This is a genomic window from Saccharopolyspora rosea (assembly GCF_025643595.1).
In the GTDB taxonomy this organism is placed as follows: domain Bacteria; phylum Actinomycetota; class Actinomycetes; order Mycobacteriales; family Pseudonocardiaceae; genus Saccharopolyspora; species Saccharopolyspora rosea.
Genome location: NZ_CP102826.1, coordinates 6,540,833 through 6,562,638 on the forward strand (window position 1 = coordinate 6,540,833; position 21,806 = coordinate 6,562,638).

At 70.5% G+C, this 21,806-nt stretch carries 21 protein-coding genes; 11 read left to right on the top strand and 10 right to left on the bottom strand.

Annotated features, from left to right (window positions below; all coding sequences use genetic code 11):
* Window positions 1–91: 91 nt before the first annotated feature.
* Window positions 92–1,591 (bottom strand): CCA tRNA nucleotidyltransferase, encoded by a 1,500-nt coding sequence (locus tag NV263_RS30455; protein WP_263250262.1) that lies wholly within the window; start codon window positions 1,589–1,591, stop codon window positions 92–94.
* 133 nt (window positions 1,592–1,724) lie between these two features.
* Between NV263_RS30455 and NV263_RS30460 the strand changes: the two genes are divergently transcribed.
* The 9 genes from NV263_RS30460 (at window position 1,725) to NV263_RS30500 (ending at window position 12,565) form a co-directional block, all read left to right on the top strand.
* Window positions 1,725–2,285, top strand: a complete 561-nt coding sequence (locus tag NV263_RS30460; protein WP_263250263.1) for an NUDIX hydrolase — start codon at window positions 1,725–1,727, stop codon at window positions 2,283–2,285.
* Window positions 2,282–4,504 carry a DUF6049 family protein gene (locus NV263_RS30465; RefSeq protein ID WP_263250264.1) on the top strand — a complete coding sequence of 741 codons (2,223 nt, stop codon included), beginning with the start codon at window positions 2,282–2,284 and terminating at the stop codon, window positions 4,502–4,504. Before NV263_RS30460 ends, NV263_RS30465 begins: the two co-directional genes overlap by 4 nt.
* Window positions 4,505–4,704: 200 nt before the next feature.
* Entirely contained in the window at window positions 4,705–6,435 is a 1,731-nt protein-coding gene (murJ, locus tag NV263_RS30470; protein WP_380758802.1) for a murein biosynthesis integral membrane protein MurJ, read from the top strand.
* Between the two features lie 98 nt (window positions 6,436–6,533).
* Window positions 6,534–8,108: a protein kinase family protein gene (locus NV263_RS30475; RefSeq protein ID WP_263250266.1), complete on the top strand. Its 1,575-nt coding sequence runs from the start codon at window positions 6,534–6,536 to the stop codon at window positions 8,106–8,108.
* 108 nt (window positions 8,109–8,216) lie between these two features.
* Window positions 8,217–8,819: an RNA polymerase sigma factor SigM gene (gene sigM / locus NV263_RS30480; protein WP_263250267.1), complete on the top strand. Its 603-nt coding sequence runs from the start codon at window positions 8,217–8,219 to the stop codon at window positions 8,817–8,819.
* Complete coding sequence (locus NV263_RS30485) at window positions 8,816–9,607, top strand: anti-sigma factor family protein (protein WP_263250268.1); 792 nt, start codon at window positions 8,816–8,818, stop codon at window positions 9,605–9,607. The genes sigM and NV263_RS30485 overlap by 4 nt, the downstream gene beginning before the upstream one ends.
* A 163-nt stretch (window positions 9,608–9,770) precedes the next feature.
* A complete protein-coding gene (trxB, locus tag NV263_RS30490) occupies window positions 9,771–10,769 on the top strand; it encodes a thioredoxin-disulfide reductase (protein ID WP_263250269.1) in 999 nt (332 codons plus the stop codon).
* Between the two features lie 28 nt (window positions 10,770–10,797).
* Window positions 10,798–11,124: a thioredoxin gene (gene trxA, locus NV263_RS30495; RefSeq protein ID WP_263250270.1), complete on the top strand. Its 327-nt coding sequence runs from the start codon at window positions 10,798–10,800 to the stop codon at window positions 11,122–11,124.
* Between the two features lie 289 nt (window positions 11,125–11,413).
* Window positions 11,414–12,565: an N-acetylmuramoyl-L-alanine amidase gene (locus NV263_RS30500; RefSeq protein ID WP_263250271.1), complete on the top strand. Its 1,152-nt coding sequence runs from the start codon at window positions 11,414–11,416 to the stop codon at window positions 12,563–12,565.
* A 4-nt stretch (window positions 12,566–12,569) separates the two neighbouring features.
* On the opposite strand, the gene NV263_RS30505 is transcribed toward NV263_RS30500, so the two are convergent.
* Window positions 12,570–13,196, bottom strand: coding sequence for a GNAT family N-acetyltransferase (locus NV263_RS30505; protein ID WP_263250272.1), 627 nt, complete (start codon window positions 13,194–13,196; stop codon window positions 12,570–12,572).
* A 260-nt stretch (window positions 13,197–13,456) separates the two neighbouring features.
* Here NV263_RS30505 and NV263_RS30510 point away from each other — a divergent pair, with 260 nt between their 5' ends.
* Both NV263_RS30510 and NV263_RS30515 read left to right on the top strand, forming a co-directional pair.
* On the top strand, window positions 13,457–14,791 hold the full coding sequence (locus NV263_RS30510) for an aminotransferase-like domain-containing protein (RefSeq protein WP_263250273.1): 1,335 nt from the start codon (window positions 13,457–13,459) through the stop codon (window positions 14,789–14,791).
* Between the two features lie 110 nt (window positions 14,792–14,901).
* Window positions 14,902–15,852 (top strand): D-alanine--D-alanine ligase family protein, encoded by a 951-nt coding sequence (locus NV263_RS30515; protein WP_263250274.1) that lies wholly within the window; start codon window positions 14,902–14,904, stop codon window positions 15,850–15,852.
* A 110-nt stretch (window positions 15,853–15,962) separates the two neighbouring features.
* On the opposite strand, the gene NV263_RS30520 is transcribed toward NV263_RS30515, so the two are convergent.
* From NV263_RS30520 to rpmH, 8 genes are all read right to left on the bottom strand, one after another.
* The gene (locus tag NV263_RS30520; protein WP_263250275.1) at window positions 15,963–16,952 is read right to left on the bottom strand and encodes a ParB/RepB/Spo0J family partition protein; all 990 of its coding nucleotides are present in this window, start codon (window positions 16,950–16,952) and stop codon (window positions 15,963–15,965) included.
* Complete coding sequence (locus NV263_RS30525) at window positions 16,949–17,845, bottom strand: ParA family protein (protein WP_263254444.1); 897 nt, start codon at window positions 17,843–17,845, stop codon at window positions 16,949–16,951. The genes NV263_RS30520 and NV263_RS30525 overlap by 4 nt, the downstream gene beginning before the upstream one ends.
* A gap of 101 nt (window positions 17,846–17,946) precedes the next feature.
* A complete protein-coding gene (gene rsmG / locus NV263_RS30530) occupies window positions 17,947–18,636 on the bottom strand; it encodes a 16S rRNA (guanine(527)-N(7))-methyltransferase RsmG (protein ID WP_263250276.1) in 690 nt (229 codons plus the stop codon).
* Window positions 18,637–18,866: 230 nt separating this feature from the next.
* Window positions 18,867–19,394: a Jag family protein gene (locus NV263_RS30535; RefSeq protein WP_263250277.1), complete on the bottom strand. Its 528-nt coding sequence runs from the start codon at window positions 19,392–19,394 to the stop codon at window positions 18,867–18,869.
* A gap of 33 nt (window positions 19,395–19,427) precedes the next feature.
* The gene (yidC, locus tag NV263_RS30540) at window positions 19,428–20,324 is read right to left on the bottom strand and encodes a membrane protein insertase YidC (protein WP_263250278.1); all 897 of its coding nucleotides are present in this window, start codon (window positions 20,322–20,324) and stop codon (window positions 19,428–19,430) included.
* A 4-nt stretch (window positions 20,325–20,328) separates the two neighbouring features.
* A complete protein-coding gene (yidD, locus tag NV263_RS30545; protein WP_263250279.1) occupies window positions 20,329–20,649 on the bottom strand; it encodes a membrane protein insertion efficiency factor YidD in 321 nt (106 codons plus the stop codon).
* The gene (gene rnpA, locus NV263_RS30550; protein ID WP_263250280.1) at window positions 20,649–21,053 is read right to left on the bottom strand and encodes a ribonuclease P protein component; all 405 of its coding nucleotides are present in this window, start codon (window positions 21,051–21,053) and stop codon (window positions 20,649–20,651) included. The genes yidD and rnpA overlap by 1 nt, the downstream gene beginning before the upstream one ends.
* Before the next feature lie 10 nt (window positions 21,054–21,063).
* Window positions 21,064–21,207, bottom strand: a complete 144-nt coding sequence (rpmH, locus tag NV263_RS30555; protein WP_263250281.1) for a 50S ribosomal protein L34 — start codon at window positions 21,205–21,207, stop codon at window positions 21,064–21,066.
* Between the last annotated feature and the right edge of the window lie 599 nt (window positions 21,208–21,806).

The window sequence follows — 21,806 nt, forward strand, 5'->3', positions numbered from 1 at the left end:
GGACAGCATCAGTCATGCGCAACAGCCGTTCATCACGCCCACGCGTAATCGCTGCTATTAATAAAAAGCTCTGACCAGGCAAAACAGCGGGTCAGTCCGCCTCGGGAACCTCGATGCCCTGCTCGCGCGCCCAGCGACGGAGCTCCTCGACCGCCTCGTCGTGCTCCAGCGGACCGCGATCGAGGCGGACCTCCTTGAGGTGCTTCCAGGCCCGGCCGACCACCGGTCCGGGTGAGACCCCGAGCAGCCGCATGATCTCGTTGCCGTCCAGGTCCGGGCGGACCTTGGCGAGGTCCTCGGCCTCGGCGATCCGGGCGATGCGCTCCTCCAGCTCGTCGTAGGCGCGCTGGAGCGCGTTGGCCTTGCGGCGGTTGCGCGTCGTGCAGTCCGCGCGCACCAGCTTGTGCAGCCGGGGCAGCAGGTGGCCCGCGTCGTTGACGTAGCGGCGCACCGCCGAGTCGGTCCACTGCCCCTCGCTGTAGCCGTGGAAGCGCAGGTGCAGGTACACGAGGTCGGAGACGTCGCCGACGATCTCCTTGGAGTACTTCAGCGCGCGCAGCCGCTTGCGGGTCATCTTGGCGCCGACCACCTCGTGGTGGTGGAAGCTCACGCCGCCGCCCGGCTCGAAGCGGCGGGTCGCCGGCTTGCCGATGTCGTGCAGCAACGCGGCCAGCCGCAGCACCAGGTCGGGCTCGCCCTCCGGGTCGGCCGCCCGCTCCAGGTCGATGGCCTGGTCCAGCACGGTCAGCGAGTGCCGGTAGACGTCCTTGTGCTGGTGGTGCTCGTCGATCTCCAGCTTCATCGCGGGGACCTCGGGCAGCACGTGGTCGGCCAGCCCGGTCTCCACCAGCAGCTCGACGCCGCGCCGCGGGTACTGCCCGCACAGCAGCTTGGACAGCTCGGTCTGCACCCGCTCCGCGGTGATCCGGGTGATCTCGAAGGCCATGTCGCGCATCGCCTCCACCACGCGGTCCGCGGGGGTGAACCCGAGCTGGGCGACGAACCGGGCGGCCCGCATCATCCGCAGCGGGTCGTCGGCGAACGACTCCTCCGGCGGTGCCGGGGTGTCCAGCCGTCGCGCCACCAGGTCCGCCATGCCGCCGTGCAGGTCGACGAACGTCCTGCTGGGGAGCTCGATGGCCATCGCGTTGACCGTGAAGTCGCGCCGCAGCAGGTCGCCCTCGATGGTGTCGCCGAACACGACCTCCGGATTGCGCGAGACCCGGTCGTAGGTGTCGGCGCGGAACGTGGTGATCTCCACCGTCGCGCCGCGCTTGTAGGCGCCGAGGGTGCCGAACTGGATGCCGGTGTCCCACACCGTCTCCGCCCAGCCGTCCAGCAGCTCGCGGACCTGCTCCGGGCGGGCGTCGGTGGTGAAGTCGAGATCCGTGCCGAGCCGGCCCAGCAGGGCGTCGCGCACGCTGCCGCCCACCAGGTAGAGCCGGTGACCGGCGGCGTTGAACCGCTCGCCGAGCTCCTCGGCCAGCGGAGCCACCCGCAACAACTCCACAACGGCATTGCGTTGCGCCTGCCGCTCCCGCGACCGGTCGTCGGCGGGCGGCGCGCTGGTGTGCTGCTGCGAGGGGGACACGAGATACCAGGGTATCGGCTGCTCAGCCCATCCCGACCAGCCCGCCCGCAGCTCCGGTCGAAGCGCTGTTCGGGTGAGCGTGCGCACGTCGTGGGACACCGGTTCGGTGCCTGATCGCACTACCATCGGCGGCATGCCCCCGTCGCCCGGCCGCTCCGGCGGTACCCAGCCGGGGCGTCGGAACCGACGCCGGCGGCGCAGGCTGCGGACGGTGGACGAGACTTCCGCTGGAGGGCTGGTGGTCGACGGCGCCGCGGGCCGCGCTGCGATCATCGGGAGGCTGGACCGCAAGGGACGACTGCTGTGGTCGCTGCCGAAGGGCCACATCGAGGCCGGTGAGACGCCCGACCAGACCGCGGTGCGCGAGGTCGAGGAGGAGACCGGGATCATCGGCCGGGTGGTGACGCCGATCGGCACGATCGACTACTGGTTCGTCGCGGGCAACCGGCGTGTGCACAAGACCGTGCACCACTTCCTGCTGGAGGCGGTGGGCGGAGAGCTTTCCGACGAGGACGTGGAGGTCACCGAGGTGGCGTGGGTGCCGCTTGGTGAACTGGACGAGGTGTTGGCCTACGCCGACGAGCGGCGTCTGGTGCGGCGCGCCCTGAGCATGCGCGGCGGCGCGCCGGATGGCAGGGCGGATCGGTTCGGGCTGCGGCGGCAGGCACGAGGCAGCGGAACGGAGCCGGCTTGAGGTTCTTGCTAGCCGCGGTGGTCGCGGCGCTGTTCGCGGTGGTCGTGCCGCCGATGCCCGGGGCGCATGCGCAGGAGGGCGACAAGTTCGCCCGGCTGGACGTGACAAAGATCACTCCTTCGGTGGTGACCGGTGGTTCGCCCGGCGAGCTGGTCGTCGCCGGCCGGCTGACCAACACCGGCGACCGCGCGATCTCCGACGTCGAAGTCCGCATCCAGCGCGGCAACCCCGTCACCGACGAACCCGCCACCCAGCGGGCGATGCGCGGGGACGTGCCGACCGTCACCGAACCGGCGTTCAGCCCGGTCGTCGACCGGCTGGCGCCCGGGCAGCAGGTCCCGGTCGAGTTCCACATCCCGTTCACCGGGCCGAACTCGCTGCAGATCAGCCAGCCCGGGATCTTCCCGCTGCTGGTCAACATCAACGGCGTGCCCCGGTCCGGCTCGCGCGCCCGGATCGCCGAGGGCCGCTTCCTGCTGCCCGTGTCGGCGCCGCCGGGTGGGGCGCCCGCCCGGCCGTCGCAGCCCACGCCCACCAGCATGGTGGTGCCGATCGTCGACTACCCGCGGCTGGTGCAGGACGCCGGTGCCGGCAGCCGCCCGGTGCTCAGCGACGACCAGCTGTCCGGCTCGCTGGCCCCCGGCGGTCGGCTGTACGGCCTGGTGCAGGCGGTGTCCGACAGCGCCCCGTCCGGATCGCCGCTGGGCAGCGCGCTGTGCTTCGCGATCGACCCGGACCTGCTGGCCACCGTCAAGGCGATGCGCGGCGGGTACCTGGTGCGCCAGCCCAACGGCTCGACCGTCGAGGGGATCGGCGCCAAGGCCGCCGACCTGTGGCTGAGCAAGCTCCGCGACGCCACCTCCGGGCGCTGCGTCATCGCGCTGCCCTACGCCGACGCCGACGTCGCCGCGCTCGGCCGGGCCGGGCTGCCGGACCTGATCAAGGGCGCGATGGACGGTTCGCAGCTGGTCAACGAGCTGCTGCACGTCGAACCGCGCCAGACGGCGTGGCCGATCGAGGGCGCGCTGGACGAGCCGGCCGCCGGTGAACTGCCCGGGGTCACCTCCGCGCTGCTGGAGCCGCAGTCGCTGTCCACGCCGCCGGGCTCGCTGTCGCCGGTGCGGGTGCGCGGCCACGACCTCGCGGCCATCCCCATCGACCCCCTGCTGACCAGCGCGCTCGATCCGCAGCACGACACCGCGACGAAGGTGACGGCGCTGTCCCCACCGGACAACGGATCGCTGTCAGCGCAGGATGCCCTCGGAGCGCTGGCGTTCCGGGCCAGCCAGGGTTCGCTGCCGAACTCGACGTCGGTGCTGGTCCCGCCGCGGCGCTGGAACATGCGGGCCGACGATCTGCGCAGCCTGCTCAGCGGCATGCAGCAGCTGGACGCCGAGGGCTACATCAAGCCGACCGCGCTGCCCAACCCCGACCCGTCGGCGCTGCCGCAGGCCGACCTCACCTACCCGGTCGGCGCGAGCGCGGACGAGATCCCGCAACCGGTGCTCAACTCGATCGCCCGGCAGAACTTCAAGGTCGGTGACCTGTTCCGCTCCGCGGAGAAGGAGCGCTCGGTCGGTGTCGACCCGGCCGAGGTGACCACCCCGCTGCGCAACGGTCTGCTCCGCGCCGCGTCGAGCGCCTGGCGCAGCAACCCGGACGCCGCCCACCGCTGGTTGCGCAAGGCGGTGAGCACGCTCGACGGAACGCTCGGCAAGGTCCGGATCGAGGAGTACGCGGGCAACATCGTGCTCGCCCAGTCCAACAGCCCGATCCCGTTGACCGTGGTCAACGACCTGCCGATCAAGGTCCGCATGATGCTGCACGTCCCGCGCACCCCGGGGGTGCAGATCAAGGACCTGGGCGTGCTGAAGATCCCGCCGCACAGCAAGCGCCAGTTCTGGTTGGACACCACCACGCACCGGCCGGGCAAGTTCAACATCGACATCACGGCGACCACCGAGGCGGGCACCGTGCTCGGCCCGACCAAGCGGTTGCAGGTCGAGTCCAGCACCTACGGTTCGCTGATCCCCGCGTTGACCGTCGGTGCCGGTGCCCTGCTGGTGGTGCTGTCCGGGATCCGGATCGTCCGCCGGGCGCGGAACCGGCGGCGCAGGATCGCGTCCGGAGAAGCGGTCGAACCGGATGAGAACGCACGAATCGACACGTCCGAAACAGCCGGAATCTCCACCACCGACGGTGATCGGAACCCCGACTGACATCCTGGTCCGAGTCACACGTAGGAGTGGAGCCGAACGGATTTCGGCCGACGGCAGCGGACCGGCGACGCGGTGCGGCGTCCGGGGGAGGTCCGCCGGTGAGGATTGAGCCAGTGAACCGAGACAGGGATGCCGGGCCGCCGGATGCCCGCCGACCGGGGCCGCACCCCGGCGGGCACCACCCCGGGGCGAACCCGACGATGCCGATCCGCCGTCCGCAGCGCGGCTGGCACGCGGCACCGACCGAGCCGATCCCGGCGGTGGTGCCGGAGGCGGGCATCGACCAGGCCGCCGAGCACGCCACGGAGCAGACCCAGGTCATCCGCCCGGTCTCGCCGGGCAAGCCGTCGCTGCTCAAGGCCAGTGGTTCGATGGCGATCGCGACGCTGGCCAGCCGGTTCACCGGGTTCCTGTGGAAGCTGATGCTGGCCTGGGCGGTGGGCACCGGGGTCGTCAACGACTCGTTCATGGTCGCCAACAACCTGCCCAACTCGATCTTCGAGTTCCTCATCGGCGGCGTGCTGACCAGCGTGATCGTGCCCGTTCTGGTGCGCGCGCAGAAGTCCGACGCCGACGGCGGCGAGGCCTACATCCAGCGGCTGCTGTCGCTGGGGGCGGTCGTGCTCGGGGTCGGCACCGTGCTGTCGGTGGTCGGCGCCGGATTCCTGGTGGACCTCTACGCGGCCGGGGACGGCAAGAGCAACCCCGAGCTGGCGACCGCTTTCGCCTTCCTGCTGCTGCCGCAGATCTTCTTCTACGGCGTCAGCGCGCTGGTCAGCGCGATCCTGCAGGCCAAGGAGATCTTCAGCCCGCCGGCGTGGGCACCGGTGGTCAACAACCTCGTGGTGATCGCGACCCTGGTCGTGTACTACCTGGTGCCCGGTGAGATCACGCTGAACCCGCTGCGGATGACCGACGCCCACCTGCTCACCCTCGGCATCGGCGTGACGCTGGGCGTCGCCGCGCAGGCGGTCATCCAGATCCCATCGTTGCTGCGCACCGGTTTCCGGTTCCGCTGGCGGTGGGGTTGGGACCCGCGGTTGACCGAATTCGGCGGCCTGGCGCTGTGGATGCTCGCCTACGTCGGCATCAGCCAGATCGGGCTGATGGCGATGAGCAAGGCGGGCACCACGGCCGGCGCGTGGTCGATGTACAACTACGTCTGGCTGTTGCTTCAGCTGCCGTACGGCGTCATCGGTTTCTCCGTGATGACCGCGATCCTGCCGCGGATGAGCTCGGCCGCCGCCGACGGCGACGACCAGCGGGTGATCGACGACCTGTCGCTGGGCAACCGGCTGTCCACGGTGGCCCTGCTGCCGATCAGCGGTGTGATGACCGCCATCGGCGTTCCGCTGGGCCTGGCGCTGTTCTCCATCGGCAAGAGCGCCGGGGACGCGAGCACCCTCGGTGTCGCGCTGGCCGTCTCGTCGTTCGGCGTGCTGCCGTACGCGATCACCATGCTGCAGATGCGCGTGTTCTACGCGATGAAGGACGCGCGCACCCCGACGCTGATCATGGTCGTGATGACGGTCGTCAAGATCCCGCTGTCGCTGGCGGCCGCGACGCTGGGTTCCACCCAGGCGGTGCTGTACGCGCTGGTGTTCGTCAACTCGCTGAGCTTCGTGATCGGCTGGTTGGTCGGCGAGGCGTGGCTGCGGCACCGGATGGGTCCGCTGGGCAGCAGGCGTTTCCTCGTCACACTGGGCAAAACGCTGGTCGCCACAGTGGTCGGTGCGCTGCTCGCCTGGTTGAGCACGCAGGCCGTCGACGCGCTGATCCCGGGTTCGGCCGGCGCCGGCACCGGCTGGGTGCAGTTGCTCGTCGGGACCGTGGTCGGTTTCGTTGCGATCTTCGGCCTGATGTCGTTGCTGCGGGTCGCCGAACTACAGCCCGCGATCGGGCGGCTCACCGGTTTGCTGCGTCGTCGCTGACTTCTGCGTCACGTACCCTCGAAACAGAAGTCTCCTTCCGTGGGGGAAGAGGGGTGGGACGCAGCCCCGGGCGGACCGGAAGGAGCGGGAGAGGGAAGGTGACCAGCAAACCGACGGAGCAGATCGCGCCCGAGAGCGGCGAAAACCGCAGCGACGACGGCTCCCAGGAACAGGGCCTGACCCCCGGTGCGGTTCTGGACCACGGCCGGTACCGGCTCCTCGCCGAGGTGGGTTCGGACGCACGGTGCAACGCGCGGTTGTGGCGCGCGAAGGACGGGGTGCTCGGCCGTGATGTCGCGCTGACGATCCTGGTGGGCGACCGGTCCGATGCGGACGCCGCGTCCAACGCACGCCGCACCCTGGAACGAGCCATGCACGCCAGCACGTTCAACCACGTCGGCGTCGCACGGGTGCTGGACGTGGTGACGCAGTCACCCGGTGATCCGGCCGGGGTGCTGGGCGTGGTGATCGCGGAGTGGACGCACGGCACCGATCTGCTCGACCTGGTCGCGGAAGGACCGCTGCCTCCCGGCACGGCCGCTCGGCTGCTCCAGCCGCTGGCCGCTGCGGTGGAAGCGGCCCACCACGCCGGCCTGGTCCTCGGCGCCGACCACCCGCAGCGCATCCGGGTCACGCCCGAAGGGGAGATCCGGATGGCGTTCCCCGGGCCGCTGGCCCGCGCCACCTCCAGCGACGACGTGCGCGGTCTCGGCGCCGCGCTGTACCTGCTGCTGACCGGCCGCTGGGCGCTCAGCGGCGGTCCGGAAGGCGTGCCCACCGCACCGAGCGGACCGGACGGAACGGTGGTCGCGCCGCGCACGCTGCGCCCGACAGTGCCGCTGGAGCTGTCCACGGTGTCCGTCCGCGCGCTCGGGAACCCGGACTCGACCGGCACCACCGGCGGTGTCCGCACCGGCGCCGCGGTGCTGCGGGTCCTGGAACAGCACGCCACCTACGACAGCTCCACGCCGTCGCAGGCGCAGGCGGCCGAGAGCAACGAGGTCTGGCGTCGCGAGGACCCCAAGCCCGACAAGGTCAAGCGGAAGAAACTGCTGATCAGCGTCGGTGTGCTGGCGGTGGCGACGCTGCTGGTGATCGGCTGGATCGCGGCCGGGGTGATCGGCATGTTCACCGAGTCCAACCGGGACACCGGCAACAGCCAGATCATCGGCGAGTCCGGCAACAACAGCCCCGGCAGCTCCGAGCAGCAGAAGCCGTCCGCGCCACCGACGCCCGTCACCATCACCGGCGGGACCTCGTTCAACACCAACGGGGAACCGGACGCGCCGCAGCGCATCCCCAACCTCTTCGACGGGAACCCGGCCACGTTCTGGGCCACTTTCGACTACAAGCAGCAGCTCGGCCCCGGCGGGATCAGCAACGGCACCGGCGCGGTGCTGACCTTCGACCACCCGTCGCTGGTGCGCCAGGTGGTGATCAACTCGCCGAGCGCGGGCACCAAGGTGGAGATCCGCACCGTCGACGGCGCGCCGAACATGACCACCAGCAAGGTGATCGGCTCCGGCACGCTCAACGCCGGTGACACGACGATCCCGGTGCAGGCGGACTCCCCGGCGCAGCAGATCCTCGTGGTCGTCACCCAGCTCACGCCGCACGGCGGGCAGTTCGCCTCGCAGATCAACGAGGTCAAGGTCCTGGGCTCGGCAAGCTGACCTCCCGCGACTCGTGGGCGGCGGGCGTCGACCGCGGTCGGCACCCGCCGCCCGTGATCGTCAGCGTGGTGAATGTTCCGGTTGTCACGATCAGTAGAGTGCTGAGGCGTGTCTGCCCCCTCCGACGCCGACCTCATCGCGGCGCATGCCAGCGGAGATCCACAGGCGTTCTCCGAGCTCTTCCGCCGGCACCGGGACCGGCTGTGGGCGGTGGCGCTGCGCACGATGCGCGATCCCGAGGACGCCGCCGACGCGCTCCAGGACGCGATGATCTCGGCTTTCCGCAACGCCGCGTCGTTCCGCGCCGAGTCGCAGGTGACCACCTGGCTGCACCGGATCGTGGTGAACGCCTGCCTGGACCGGATCCGGCGGCGCCAAGCCCGACCGACCGTGCCGCTGCCCGACACCGGTCCGGCCGAACCCGCCGTGCCGCGGGACGCGATCGCGGAGCAGGACACCCGGATGGCGGTGCAGGACGCGCTCGCCCAGCTCCCCGAAGACCAGCGATCGGCGATCGTGCTGGTCGACGTGGAGGGATATTCGGTGGCTGAAACGGCGGCGATGCTCGGCGTCGCGGACGGGACGGTGAAGAGCCGTTGCGCCCGCGGTCGCGTGAAGCTCGCCAAACTTCTGGGACACCTGCGGAACCCAAGTGCAGATGCGAACGTCCCAGATGACGCTGTTGCCATGCGTCGACGGGAGGGACGATGAGTGGCGAACACCGGCGCGGTGGAGCGCCGCAGGGCCCACCGTGGTCCCTGGATCTGCTGGCCGACCTCCACGCGGGGGTGCTGGACCAGGAGACCGCCGAAGAACTGCGCGTTCAGGTGGCCGAGGACCCGGAGGCCCAGGAGGTCCTGGCAGCGCTGGACGCCACCAGCTCCGAGCTGGCCGGCCTGCCGCCGTTGACCATCCCGGACGACGTGTCCGCGCGGATCGACGCGGCGCTGGAGCACGAGGTCCGGGCGTGGGCCGAGCAGCAGCGGTCCGAGCAGCCGGAGCCGCAGCGCGAAGCCCAGGTGGTCGACTTCGCCGCCGCCAAGCGCCGTCGCCGGCGCTTCGCGTGGGGGACGGGCTTGGTCGGCGTCGCCGCGGCCGCGGTCGCGGGGATCGTCCTCTCCGTGCTGCCGGGCACTCCGGCAGGTCCGTCGAACCAGGCGCAACAGCCGAACGCGACCGTCACCCCCGGCACGTCCGCGCCGCTGGCCCTGCAGGGCGAACGCGTGACGCTCACCGGCGAGCAGTTCTCGCAGGTCATCGGCAAGCACGAGTACAGCGGGGCGCTGTCCGACCCGCAGCAGCTCGTCGGCTGCTTGCAGGCGAACGGTGTCTCCGGCGGCCGACCGCTCGGTGCCCGGCAGATCACCCTCAACGGGAAACCCGCGCAGCTGCTGGTGCTGACCAACGGCAAGATCGGCCAGTTCCGGCTGTTAGCCGTCGGCCCGGACTGCGGGCCGGGAAACCCCGCAACGCTGTCCGACAGCAGCTACGGTGGCTGAAATCGCAGGTCAACGGCCCTCATCCGACGGGTGGAGGCCGAGAACATGTGCCCTGCCACACGGCGCTGCGAGGAGTGGGAACAACCGGCGCATAGGATCGCGTTGACCCGGATGCGTCTCGCACCGAGCGCGGCGCGGAGCAGGCGACAACGGAAGGGGCGCGGTGACTGGCGACGTCCGCAACGTGATCATCGTGGGCTCCGGTCCGGCTGGCTACACCGCTGCGGTGTACGCCGCGCGGGCCGAGCTCGAACCACTGGTCTTCGAGGGCACCCAGTTCGGCGGTGCGCTGATGACCACCACCGAGGTGGAGAACTACCCGGGCTTCCGCGACGGCATCATGGGCCCGGAGCTGATGGACCAGATGCGCGCCCAGGCCGAGCGCTTCGGCGCCGAGCTGCGCGCCGAGGACGTCGAGCGCATCGACCTCGACGGCGACGTCAAGACGGTGCTGGCCAACGGCGTGGAGTACCGCGCCCGGGCGCTGATCCTCGCGATGGGCGCGCAGGCCCGCTACCTGGGCGTCCCCGGCGAGGAGAAGCTGCTCGGCCACGGGGTGTCCGCCTGCGCCACCTGCGACGGCTTCTTCTTCCGCGACCAGGACATCGCGGTCGTCGGCGGCGGTGACTCGGCGATGGAGGAGGCCACCTTCCTGACCCGCTTCGCCCGCTCCGTGACGATCATCCACCGCCGCGACGAGTTCCGCGCCTCCAGGATCATGCTGGAACGGGCCCGCGCCAACGAGAAGATCAAGTGGCTGACCAACGCGGTCGTCACCGAGGTCCTCGGCGAGGGCGCGGTGTCCGGGCTGACGGTGCGCGACACCGTCACCGGCGAGGAGTCGCGGCTGGACGTCACCGGCATGTTCGTGGCCATCGGCCACGACCCGCGCAGTGAACTCGTCCGCGACCGGTTGCAGGTCGACGACGAGGGCTACGTGCAGGTCGAGCAGCCCACCACGAAGACCGGTGTGCCCGGCGTGTTCGCGGCCGGCGACCTGGTCGACCACACCTACCGGCAGGCGATCACCGCGGCCGGTTCCGGCTGCTCCGCGGCGATCGACGCGGAACGCTGGCTCGCCGAGCAGGAAAGCTCGGCGGTCGCCGAGGAGGCCCCCGAACTCGTCGGCGGCGGCTACGGCCCGGGCGCCGTCGCCCACTGACTGGAGATCCCGAACTAAGGAGCTGAACATGGCCGGCAACACCGTGACCGTGGACGCCGACAACTTCCAGGACGTGGTCCTGGGCAGCGAAAAGCCGGTGCTGGTCGACTTCTGGGCGACCTGGTGCGGTCCGTGCAAGATGGTCGCCCCGGTGCTGGAGGAGATCGCCGACGAGTACCCGGAGAAGATCACCATCGCCAAGCTCGACATCGACAAGAACCCGAGCCTGGCGCGGGACTACCAGGTGATGTCCGTCCCGACGCTGCTGCTGTTCGACAAGGGCAAGTCGGTCAAGCAGATCGTCGGCGCCAAGCCGAAGGCCGCGCTGCTGTCGGACCTGTCCGACTACCTGTGAAATCCCACTCGAACTGAAGCAACCCCATAACACGGTCCCGCCGTCCAGTCGATAGCACTGTGGCGGCGGGACCGTGTTGTCGCGCACAACGCGAGATCGCGAGGGCACGCAGCGTCGTCGCACGTCTTCGCGGTGGTTGTAGGCCGCAGCGCCGGGTTCGGGTGGGCAAGGCACAATGGCCCGATGGGTTCGATTTACGCGAACCCGTTGCGGAACTGCAGACACCGGGGGACGAACGACCATCCCTCGCGCCGGTCGCGCACCGGCGCCTGAATCGAGCGAGGAGTGCATGCAGCTGCTCCACCGCGGTGACGTCGGTCCGGCCGTTGCCGAGATCAGGAACACCCTTGCCGCACTGGGTCTGCTGCCGGCCCCCAACGGCCGGCCGGGGCCTGCGGTCTTCGATGAAGCGGTGGAACACGCGGTTCGGGTCTTCCAGCAACAACGCGGCCTGATCACCGACGGCGTGGTCGGTCCGGCCACCTACCGGGCGCTGACCGACGCCCGCTGGCGGCTCGGTGACCGCTCCCTGGCGTTCCTGGTGTCCAAACCGATCAGCGGCGACGACGTGTTCGCGCTGCAGGAGCGGCTGCTGGAGCTGGGCTACGACGCGGGCCGCCCGGACGGCATCTTCGGGCGGGAGACGGAGCAGGCGCTGCGCAGCTTCCAGCGCGACTACGGGCTCAACCCGGACGGCATCTGCGGCCCGAGCACGCTGCGGGCGCTCAAGCAGCTCGCCCCGAAGGTCCGCGGTGGACGGCCCGTCTTCCTGCGGGAGCAGGAGAAGGTGCGCCGCGCCGGTCCGCGGCTGCGCGGCAAGCGGATCGTGATCGACCCCGGCCACGGCGGTCCGGACCGCGGAGCGCGCGTCGGTGACGTCTGCGAGGCCGACCTGACCTGGGACCTCGCCCGCCGCCTGGAGGGCCGGATGGTCGCCACCGGCATGGAGGCGCTGATCACCCGCGGGCCCAACTCGTGCCCTCCGGACGCCGACCGCGCCACGTTCGCCAACGAGGCGGGCGCGGACATGTTCCTGTCCCTGCACATCGACGCCAACTGCTCGCCGCTGGCCGAGGGCGTGGCGACGTTCCACTTCGGCACCGGCAACGGGACCACCTCGACGGTGGGGGAGGCGCTGGCCGGGTTCCTGCAGCGCGAGATCGTCGCCCGGACCCGGATGAAGGACTGCCACACGCACCCCAAGACCTGGGAAGTGCTGCGGCTGACCCGGATGCCCGCGGTGCGCGTGGAGATCGGCTACCTGAGCAACGCAGGCGACCGCTCCCGGCTGCTCGACCCGGCGTTCCGCGACGTCGTCGCCGAGGGGCTGCTCGTCGCGGTCAAGCGGCTGTACCTGCTGGGCAAGGACGACCAGCCGACGGGCACCTTCACCTTCGACGACCTGCTGCGCCACGAACTCGCCCGAGCCGAGGGCGCCTGAGGGGTCAGGCGCCGCCGACCGCGGGTTCGGCCGTCTTGATCGTCACCGAGCTGAGCAGGCGTTCCAGCGCCGCCTCGACGTCTTCCTTCCAGGAGATCGCGGTGCGCAGCTCCAGCCGCATGCGCGGCCACTTCGGGTGCTGGCGGACGGTCTTGAAGCCGACCTGTTGCAGGAATCCGGCCGGGACGACGCAGCCACCCGCGGTCTCCTGGAGATCCCCGAACGCTTCGACGGCCTTCACGCCGCGGCGGGTGAGGTCCTTGGCGACGTTCTGCACGAGGATGCGGCCCAGACCGCCCTTCTCGAACTCCGGCAGCACCCGCAGGGCGGTCATCAGCACGGCGTCCGCGCTCACCGGCGCGGTGGGGAACGCCGCGGCGCGCGGCACCGCGGCCGGGGGAGCGTAGAGCGCGTAGCCCGCGGGCACCCCGTCGACGTAGATGATCCGGCCGCACGAGCCCCACTCCAGCAGCACGCTGGAGATCCACGCTTCCTTCTCCAGTTCGGTCTCGCCGAACTCCTCGGCCTGCTCCCGGACGTGCGGCGCCAGTTCCCAGAACACGCAGCGGCGGCACCTCTGGGGCAGGTGGTCGAGGTTGTCCAGCGTGACGCCGACGACGCGACGCGACACCTGACCTCCTGGAAACCCGCGAACCCGCGCGGTCAGGCGCGGGATGCCGCCAGGATATGTCGCCGCGCCCCAGCACAGGAAGCGCCGAGATTCGCCGGGCACCTCCCGATAGGGTGAGATGGATTACGGTCCAGTCGCTTCGTGCGAGGCGCTCGTTACACAGTCGGGGGGCGAGCGCGATAGCACGGATAGAATCCCCCGATCGCCGCTGGAGGGCTCCAGCCGCGATCACAGCGCACGACCGAAGCGGAGCGCAGAACATGTCGGAGAACGGAAGCCAGCCAGCACGCACGCCGGACAAGCAGAACCCGGCACGCAGCCTCGACGCGCACGTGGACCGCTACGCACAGCGCACCGCAGGCATGACGGCCTCCGAGATCCGAGCGCTCTTCGCCGTCGCCAGTCGACCCGAGGTGGTCTCGCTGGCCGGCGGCATGCCGAACCTCGCCGCGCTGCCGCTGGACTCGCTGGCCGCCGAGGTGTCCCACCTCGTCGCCCAGGACGGCCAGGTCGCGTTGCAGTACGGCTCGGCGCACGGCGTGCCACAACTGCGCGAGCAGATCTGCGAGATCATGGCGCTGGAGGGCATCTCCGCGCACCCCGACGACGTGATGGTCACGGTCGGCTCGCAGATGGCCCTGGACATGGTCACCCGCATCTTCTGCGACCCGGGTGACGTCGTGCTGGCCGAGGGGCCGTCGTACGTCGGCGCCCTGGGCTCCTTCGCCGCCTACCAGGCCGACGTGGTGCACGTCGCGATGGACGACGACGGGCTGCAACCGGAGGCGCTGCGCCAGGCCATCGCCGAGGTGACCGCGCGCGGCGGGCGGATCAAGTTCCTGTACACGATCCCGAACTTCCACAACCCCGGCGGCGTGACGCTCGCGGTGCAGCGCCGGGCCGAGGTCCTGGAGATCTGCGCCCAGCACGGCATCCTCGTGCTGGAGGACAACCCGTACGGCCTGCTGGGCTTCGACGGTCAGACCTACCCGGCGCTGCGCAGCACGGACCCGGACAACGTGGTCTACCTCGGCTCCTTCTCCAAGACGTTCGCCTCGGGGCTGCGGGTCGGCTGGGTGCTAGCGCCGCACGCGGTCCGGGAGAAGCTGGTGCTGGCGGCCGAATCGGCGACGCTGTGCCCGCCCACGCTGAACCAGATGATCGTGTCCCGCTACCTGAGCACGCACGACTGGAAGGGCCAGATCAAGGTCTTCCGCGAGCAGTACCGCGAACGCCGCGACGCCATGCTCGGCGCGCTCGAACAGCACATGCCGGAGGGCTGCTCGTGGACCTGCCCGGACGGCGGTTTCTACGTGTGGCTGACCGCGCCGGAGGGCGTGGACACCAAGGCGATGCTGCCCCGCGCCGTGACGCAGCGCGTCGCGTACGCCTCCGGCACCGGCTTCTACCGCGACCAGCTCGGCAGTCGGCAGATGCGGTTGTCCTACTGCTACCCGACTCCGGAGCGGATCCGCGAGGGCGTGCGGCGGCTCGCGAACACGCTCACCGAGGAGATGGAGCTGGTCCGAACCTTCGGCACCACGGGCCGGCGTTCCGTGCCGGGCCCGCAGGCTCCGTCACCCGACACCGCGTAATCTCTTGCGGGCCAAGCGCTCCGGCGCTTGGCCCGCAGTTGTTCCCACCCCGGTCCACTGTGCACCACCCGGAATGCACAGTGGACTGCTGATGTCCAGAGGTGCTGAGAGTGTCTGAACGCTGGGTTGCCGTGCTCGCCGGCGGGCTGTCCCACGAGCGCGAGGTGTCATTGCGTTCGGGGCGCCGACTGTCCGCCGCGCTGCGCTCCGTCGGCATGACGGTGGCGGAGTGGGACGCCGACGCCCGGTTGCTGACCCACATCGAGCAGGAGCGCCCGGACGCGGTGGTCGTCGCCCTGCACGGCGGGGAAGGGGAGAACGGCGCGGTGCAGGCCGTGCTCGACATGCTGGGCGTGCCGTACGTGGGCACCGGTCCGCACGCCTGCCGCAGGGCGTGGGACAAGCCGACCGCGAAGGCGGAGCTCGCGCGCGCCGGACTCGCAACTCCGGACTGGGTGGTGCTGCCGCACGCCACGTTCCGCGAGCTGGGCGCACAGGCGGTGCTGGACGCGCTGGTGGCCAAGCTCGGCCTGCCGTTGATGCTCAAGCCGGACCAGGGCGGCTCGGCGCTCGGCGCGCACGTCGTGCGGGACGCGGCCGAGCTGCCGTCCGCGATGGTCGGCGCGCTGTCCTACGGGGACGCGGTCCTCGTCGAGCAGTACGTCGAGGGGACCGAGGTGGCGATCAGCGTCCTCGACGGCCCGGACGGCCCGGAGGCGTTGCCCGCGGTCCAGATCGAGGCCGCCGACGGGATCTACGACTACACGGCCCGCTACACCGCTGGACTCACCAGCTACCGGACTCCGGCCGACCTGCCGCCCGAGGTCGCCGCGGCGGCGGGCGAGCTGGCCGTCGCGGCGCACCGGCTGCTCGGGCTCCGGGACATCTCCCGCACCGACGCGATCATCGACCGCCACGGCGTGCCGCACTTCCTGGAAGTCAACGTGTCACCGGGACTCACCGAAACCTCGTTGCTGCCGATGGCCGTCGAAGCCGCCGACCGCTCGCTGGGGGAGGTCTTCGCGGGACTCGTCGAACGCGCGATCGCCCGGGCCTGCTGAACCCTCCTGTTTCACGTGAAACACAAGGGGTCCGCCTCATCGGAGGCGGACCCCTTTTCATGCACCGCAGTCACTCGCCGTCATCGTCACCGTGACGAAAGACCTCGGTGTCATCGATCGTCGATCTTCGGGGCTTCATCGCCCAAGATCAACTGCGCGAGGCGCTCCAGATCGTCCACCGACCCGAACTCGACGACGATCCGCCCCTTGCGCCGACCGCGCTCGATCCTGACCCGGGTGTCGAGCCGGTGGGACAGCTGATCGGTGAGTCGATCGAAGCCGGGCTCCTCGTCCTTCTTCTTCGGCGCCGACTTCTTCTTGGCAGGGGACTCCTTCTTCTTCAGCGTCACCTGCTCCTCGGTGGCCCGCACCGACAGCCCCTCGGCGACGATGCGACCAGCGAGCTCTTCCTGACCGTCCGGATCCTCCAACCCGAGCAGCGCGCGGGCGTGCCCGGCGGAGAGCACCCCCGCGGCGACCCGCCGCTGCACCGGCATCGGCAGCCGCAGCAGTCGGATGGTGTTGGTGATGACCGGGCGACTGCGGCCGATCCGATCGGCGAGTTCGTCGTGGGTGACACCGAACTCGTCCAGCAGCTGCTGGTAGGCCGACGCCTCCTCCAGCGGGTTGAGCTGCACGCGGTGGATGTTCTCCAGCAGCGCGTCGCGGAGCAGCGCGTCGTCCTGCGTCTTGCGGACGATCGCCGGGATGACGTCCAGCCCGGCCCGCTGGGAAGCCCGCCAGCGGCGCTCGCCCATGATCAGCTCGAACTGCTCGTCGCCGAGTTCCCGGACGACGATCGGCTGCATCAGGCCGAACTCGCGGACCGAGTGCTCCAGCTCCGCGAGCGCTTCCTCGTCGAACACCTGCCGCGGCTGCTTCGGGTTCGGCGTGATCGCGGAGATCGGGATCTCGCGGTAGACCGCACCGGCCACCTCGCCGCCGCTCGTTTCACGTGAAACGGGCTCCTCGGCGGCGGGTGGTGGAGTGACCTGCGTGGGCGCGGAGCCGCGCAGCGCCGAACCGTCGGATCCCGCCGCCGGTCCGCTCGGGATCAGCGCCGCGAGGCCGCGGCCGAGTCCACCTCGACGCTCGGTCATGCACCCTTCCTTCCACCCCGCTCGGCGATCTCCCGAGCCGCATCCAGATAGCTCATCGAACCGCGCGACCCCGGGTCGTAGGTGAGCACCGTCTGCCCGAACCCGGGGGCCTCGGAGATCTTCACGCTGCGCGGGATGACCGTTCGCAGCGCCAGTTCGCCGAAGTGACCACGCACCTCGGCGGCGACCTGGTCGGCCAGCTTGGTCCGGCCGTCGTACATCGTGAGCAGGATGGTCGACACCCACAGCGCCGGGTTCAGGTGCGCCTGCACCAGCTCGATGTTGCGGAGCAGCTGACCGAGTCCCTCCAGCGCGTAGTACTCGCACTGGATCGGGATGAGCACCTCCCGCGCGGCGACCAACGCGTTCACCGTGAGGAGCCCGAGCGAGGGCGGGCAGTCGATGAAGACGTAGTCCGGCGCCAACCGCTCGACGCCCTCGGCGTTGAGCGCCTCCTTGAGCCGACCTTCCCGCGCCACCATGGTCACCAGCTCGATCTCCGAACCGGCCAGGTCGATCGTCGCGGGCACGCACCACAGGTTCTCCGACTGCGTGCTCTGCTGCGCCGCGTCGGCGACGCCGATCTCACCGAGCAGCACCTCGTACACCGAGGGCACGCCGGAGCGATGATCGACCCCGAGCGCCGTGCTCGCGTTGCCCTGCGGGTCCAGGTCGATCACGAGCACGTTGAGCCCGTGCAGGGCGAGCCCGGCGGCGAGGTTGACCGTGCTGGTCGTCTTGCCCACGCCGCCCTTCTGGTTGGCGACGGTCATGATCCGCCGCTCGTCGGGGCGGGGGAGTTGCAACGCCTCGGGGTGGAGGACGCGGGTGGCGCGCTGCGCCTCCTCCATGATCGGGGTCCAGCCGATGTCGTCCGAGCTGAAGCCGCTCATCGCCATCTCGCCGTCCGAACCCGTGCTGGGGAAGCGCATGCTGCCCACCGCGCGTCCCCTAGTTTCACGTGAAACACGACCCGCACCGTTTGACTCCGGATTCACCGTCCACGATCCTTCCTCGTCCGACGTCCACCGTCACGACGCCGACCGGACGCACTGCGGGCCGCGGCCCGCTCCACAACGACGACGGTGGTCGGCACATCGAGCACGCCGTCGCCGCACGACACCACTTCCGCATGGCCGCCACCGGCCTTGCGGATCGCCGCCGCATCCCGTTCCAGTTCCTCCTGCGCGGTGGCACCTTTCATCGCCAGCAACCGACCACCGGGCCGCAGCAGGGGGAGGCACCACTTCGCCAGCCGTTCCATCGGGGCCACGGCACGCGCGGTCACGGCGTCCTGGTCAGCCAGCCGTTCCCGCACCGGGCCCTCCTCGGCACGTCCGCGAACGACCTCAGCGGTGAGGTCGAGCTCGGCGATGACTTCCTGCAGCCACGTCACCCGTCGGGCCATCGGCTCCAACAGGATCAGGTGGAGATCGGGTCGGGCGATCGCGAGCGGGATGCCCGGCAACCCCGCCCCAGAGCCTACGTCGATCACCCGGCACTCGGGTGGGAGCAACTCCGTGAGAACCGCGGAGTTGAGCAGATGCCGTTCCCAGAGCCGGTCCAACTCCCGCGGACCGATCAGCCCGCGGCGGACCCCGTGCTCGTGGAGCAGGGTGGCGAACCGCTCCGCCAGCTCCACCCGCTCCCCGAACACGGCCCGTGCCGCGTCCGGCGTCCGCACTGGTCCTTCTCCAGCTGAGATCACTGTCCTCCACCCCGGCGTCGATGTTCCACGTGAAACCCCCGATTCCCTAGCCTGCCGGATCACGCACCGGAATCGACGGCAACCCGCCTGTTCCACGTGAAACCACGCCCGCAGAATCGCCCGAGCGGTGTTTCACGTGGAACAGGGCCCCGAACACGACAGTGCCCCCGCCGGTCGAGGACCGACGGGGGCACCGGAAGAGGAGGTCAGGAGCGGAAGACGACCACCTTGCGGTTCGGCTCCTCGCCCTCGCTCTCGCTGTGCACGCCGTCGATCGCCGCCACCGCGTCGTGCACGATCTTGCGTTCGAACGGGGTCATCGGCTTCAGCCGGGCTTCCTTGCCGGTCTCCAGCACCGTCTGGGCGGTGGACCGGCCGAGCTCGGACAGCTCCTCGCGTCGGGCGGCCCGCCACCCGGCGATGTCCAGCATCAGCCGACTGCGCACGCCCGTCTCCTGCTGCACCGCGAGCCGGGTGAGCTCCTGGAGCGCCTCCAGCACCTGGCCGCGACCGCCGACCAGCTTCTCCAGGTCGGTGCCGCCGTCGATGCTCACCACCGCGCGTCCCGCCTCGACATCGAGGTCGATGTCCCCGTCGTAGTCGAGCAGATCGAGCAGGCGCTCCAGGTAGTCACCGGCGATGTCGCCCTCGCGCACCAGCAACGCCTCGGTGTTCGACTCGGACTCCGGAGCTGCCGCGGATGCCTGGCTCGACTCCTGCACGGTTTCAGACACTGGGTGTCTCCTCTCCAGGGGTACGCGGCGCGGTCACCGGATCTCACCGTCCGCGCCGCGAGACTTGTCTTCGATCACCCCGGGGATCTCACCGGGTTGGTCTTCGGGGGCGGCCGTCACGGCGGTCGAGTCGACGACGGCGGGCGGCTTGGCGGCCTCCTCGCGGTCGATCTTCCGGTAGACGACGCGCTGCTGGCCCAGCGTCCAGATGTTGTTCGCCAGCCAGTAGATCAGGATCGCCAGCGGGAGGAAAGGACCACCGATGATCACGAACATCGGGAAGATCCACACCGTCAGCCGGTTCATCATCGCCGTCTGCGGGTTCTGCGCGGCGTCCACGGTCTGGCGCTGTACGGAATGACGCGCGGTGAAGTGCGTGGCGACCGCGGCGACGAGCATCAGCGGCACACCGACCAGCAGCATCGAGGACCGATCGGTGCCGAATGCGGCGAGCGTGTCCGGAGCCTGGCTGATGGTGTTCGCGAGCTTCGCGCCGAACAGGTCCGCGTCCACGAACGACGCGACCTCGGCGCGGTCGAAGACGAAGTTCGACGCGGCACCCGGCTTGAAACCGCTGAGCACGTGGAACAGCCCGATGAACACCGGGATCTGCACCAGCATCGGCAGGCATCCGCTGAGCGGGTTGAACCCCTGCTCGGCCTGCATCTTCTGCATCTCCGCCGCGAGCTTCTGGCGGTCGTCACCGTACTTGGCCTGCAGCTCGCGGACGCGAGGAGCGAACTCCTGCATCTTCTTCATCGACCGGACCTGGTGCACGAACGGCTTGAACAGCAGCGCTCGCAAGGTGAACACCAGGAAGATCACCGACAGCGCCCACGCATACCCGCTGGCCGGATCGAACACGGCACCGAACACCTTGTGCCAGAACCACAAGATGGCCGATACCGGGTAGTAGATGAAGTCCAGCACGGAGCTACTCCTCGGCAGAGTCGTCGGGGTCGCCGGTGGTCGGCCTCGCGCGGTCGCGGGGAGGGGGCACCGGGTCCAGACCTCCAGGGTGCCAGGGTCCGCACCGCAGCAACCGCCGCAGGGTCAGCCAGCCACCCCGGAACGCGCCGTGCACGGTGAGCGCCTCCACCGCGTAGGCGCTGCAACTCGGGTAGAACCGGCAGGTCGGTGGCAGCAGGGGAGAGATCACCCTGCGGTACACGTGCACGGGGACCAGCAGCACGCGGGCGAGCGGGCTCGGGCGCCGAGCGCGGAGCCTGTCGTCGAGCCCTGGATCCCGTCCCATCACCGCGAACCCGTCGCCGACCCGTCGGAGGCGACCAAGCGGAGCTTGCGCAACGCCGCGTCGAGGTCCGCGCCGAGTTCTCGGCTGGACGCGTCCGCCGCCGGGGGCAGGGCTCGGACCACCACCAGTGTGCCAGCGGGCAGCTCCGCGAGGCGGTCGCGCATCAGGTGGCGGAGCCGCCGACTCACCCGGTGCCGGACGACGGCGACGCCCACGGCCTTGCTCACGACAAAACCCACCCGGGGCGAAGACTCCCGGGTGGGTGCCGCATTCGCGTCGGCTTCCGGCGACTGCCCGGCGCTCAGCGCGTGGACCACCAGGCGGCGTCGCCCGGCCCGGCGGCCACGACGCACCACCAAGCGGAAATCCTGACTCCTGGTCAGTCGGGCGGCCGCGGGAAGCACGGCAGCGCGATCAGGCAGTCAGGCTGGCGCGACCCCTGCGGCGGCGCGCGGCCACGATGGCCCGGCCGGCCCGGGTGCGCATGCGCAGCCGGAACCCGTGCTTCCTAGCGCGGCGGCGGTTGTTCGGCTGGAAAGTGCGCTTGCCCTTGCTCACGGTCGGATCTCCCGGTTACTTCAGGCGCGATGGCCGCGGTGGGCCACGGTTCGGTCAAGGTGTCCCGCGTCCGGCGAGCTGCGGCTTGTCGCGGTGCCCGAGGATCGTGCGAACGACGCCGAGCGGTGCACGGCGCCGGTGGGAAGTCAGGCGCAGCGACATGCCCGCTCGTGAAGCGGGGGACTGTACGAGGGTACGCACCGGTCGTCACGGACCCGCAACCGGGGTCCGGGTGAGGCGCCAAGCCTGCCACATCCCGATCTTCGACACCCCGGCGGAGGGGTTGCTTGTGGGTGCGGGACGGGCTTGTTAGCGTGCCCCTCTGCGATGCGACGCCCGGCGCCGGGGAACGCCGGGTTTCCGCGGGCAACACGCCTGACCTCGATCGCAGCGGTACTGCGGGCCCCCAGGGGGAACACCGAGGTGCCCTGCCGTACCTTCATACACAAGTTGTGGACAACTCTGTGGACACCTGTCTCCTCAGGTGTGCACGGGGGCTGGCCCCGCCGTCCCGCGCCCGACGAAACAGCCCGCACCGACACCGTGGGGAGTCCGGCCCGGGAGTCGGGGTGCGCGAGCGAGGGGAGGGGAGCACAGCG

Excerpts from the sequence above, each read along its gene's own strand:
- NV263_RS30460 (WP_263250263.1), top strand. The coding sequence starts at position 1,725 with ATGCCCCCGTCGCCCGGCCGCTCCGGCGGTACCCAGCCGGGGCGTCGG.
- murJ (WP_380758802.1), top strand. The coding sequence starts at position 4,705 with ATGCCGATCCGCCGTCCGCAGCGCGGCTGGCACGCGGCACCGACCGAG.
- NV263_RS30485 (WP_263250268.1), top strand. The coding sequence starts at position 8,816 with ATGAGTGGCGAACACCGGCGCGGTGGAGCGCCGCAGGGCCCACCGTGG.
- trxA (WP_263250270.1), top strand. The coding sequence starts at position 10,798 with ATGGCCGGCAACACCGTGACCGTGGACGCCGACAACTTCCAGGACGTG.
- NV263_RS30500 (WP_263250271.1), top strand. The coding sequence starts at position 11,414 with ATGCAGCTGCTCCACCGCGGTGACGTCGGTCCGGCCGTTGCCGAGATC.
- NV263_RS30510 (WP_263250273.1), top strand. The coding sequence starts at position 13,457 with ATGTCGGAGAACGGAAGCCAGCCAGCACGCACGCCGGACAAGCAGAAC.
- NV263_RS30520 (WP_263250275.1), bottom strand. The coding sequence starts at position 16,952 with ATGACCGAGCGTCGAGGTGGACTCGGCCGCGGCCTCGCGGCGCTGATC.
- NV263_RS30525 (WP_263254444.1), bottom strand. The coding sequence starts at position 17,845 with ATGAGCGGCTTCAGCTCGGACGACATCGGCTGGACCCCGATCATGGAG.
- yidD (WP_263250279.1), bottom strand. The coding sequence starts at position 20,649 with ATGGGACGGGATCCAGGGCTCGACGACAGGCTCCGCGCTCGGCGCCCG.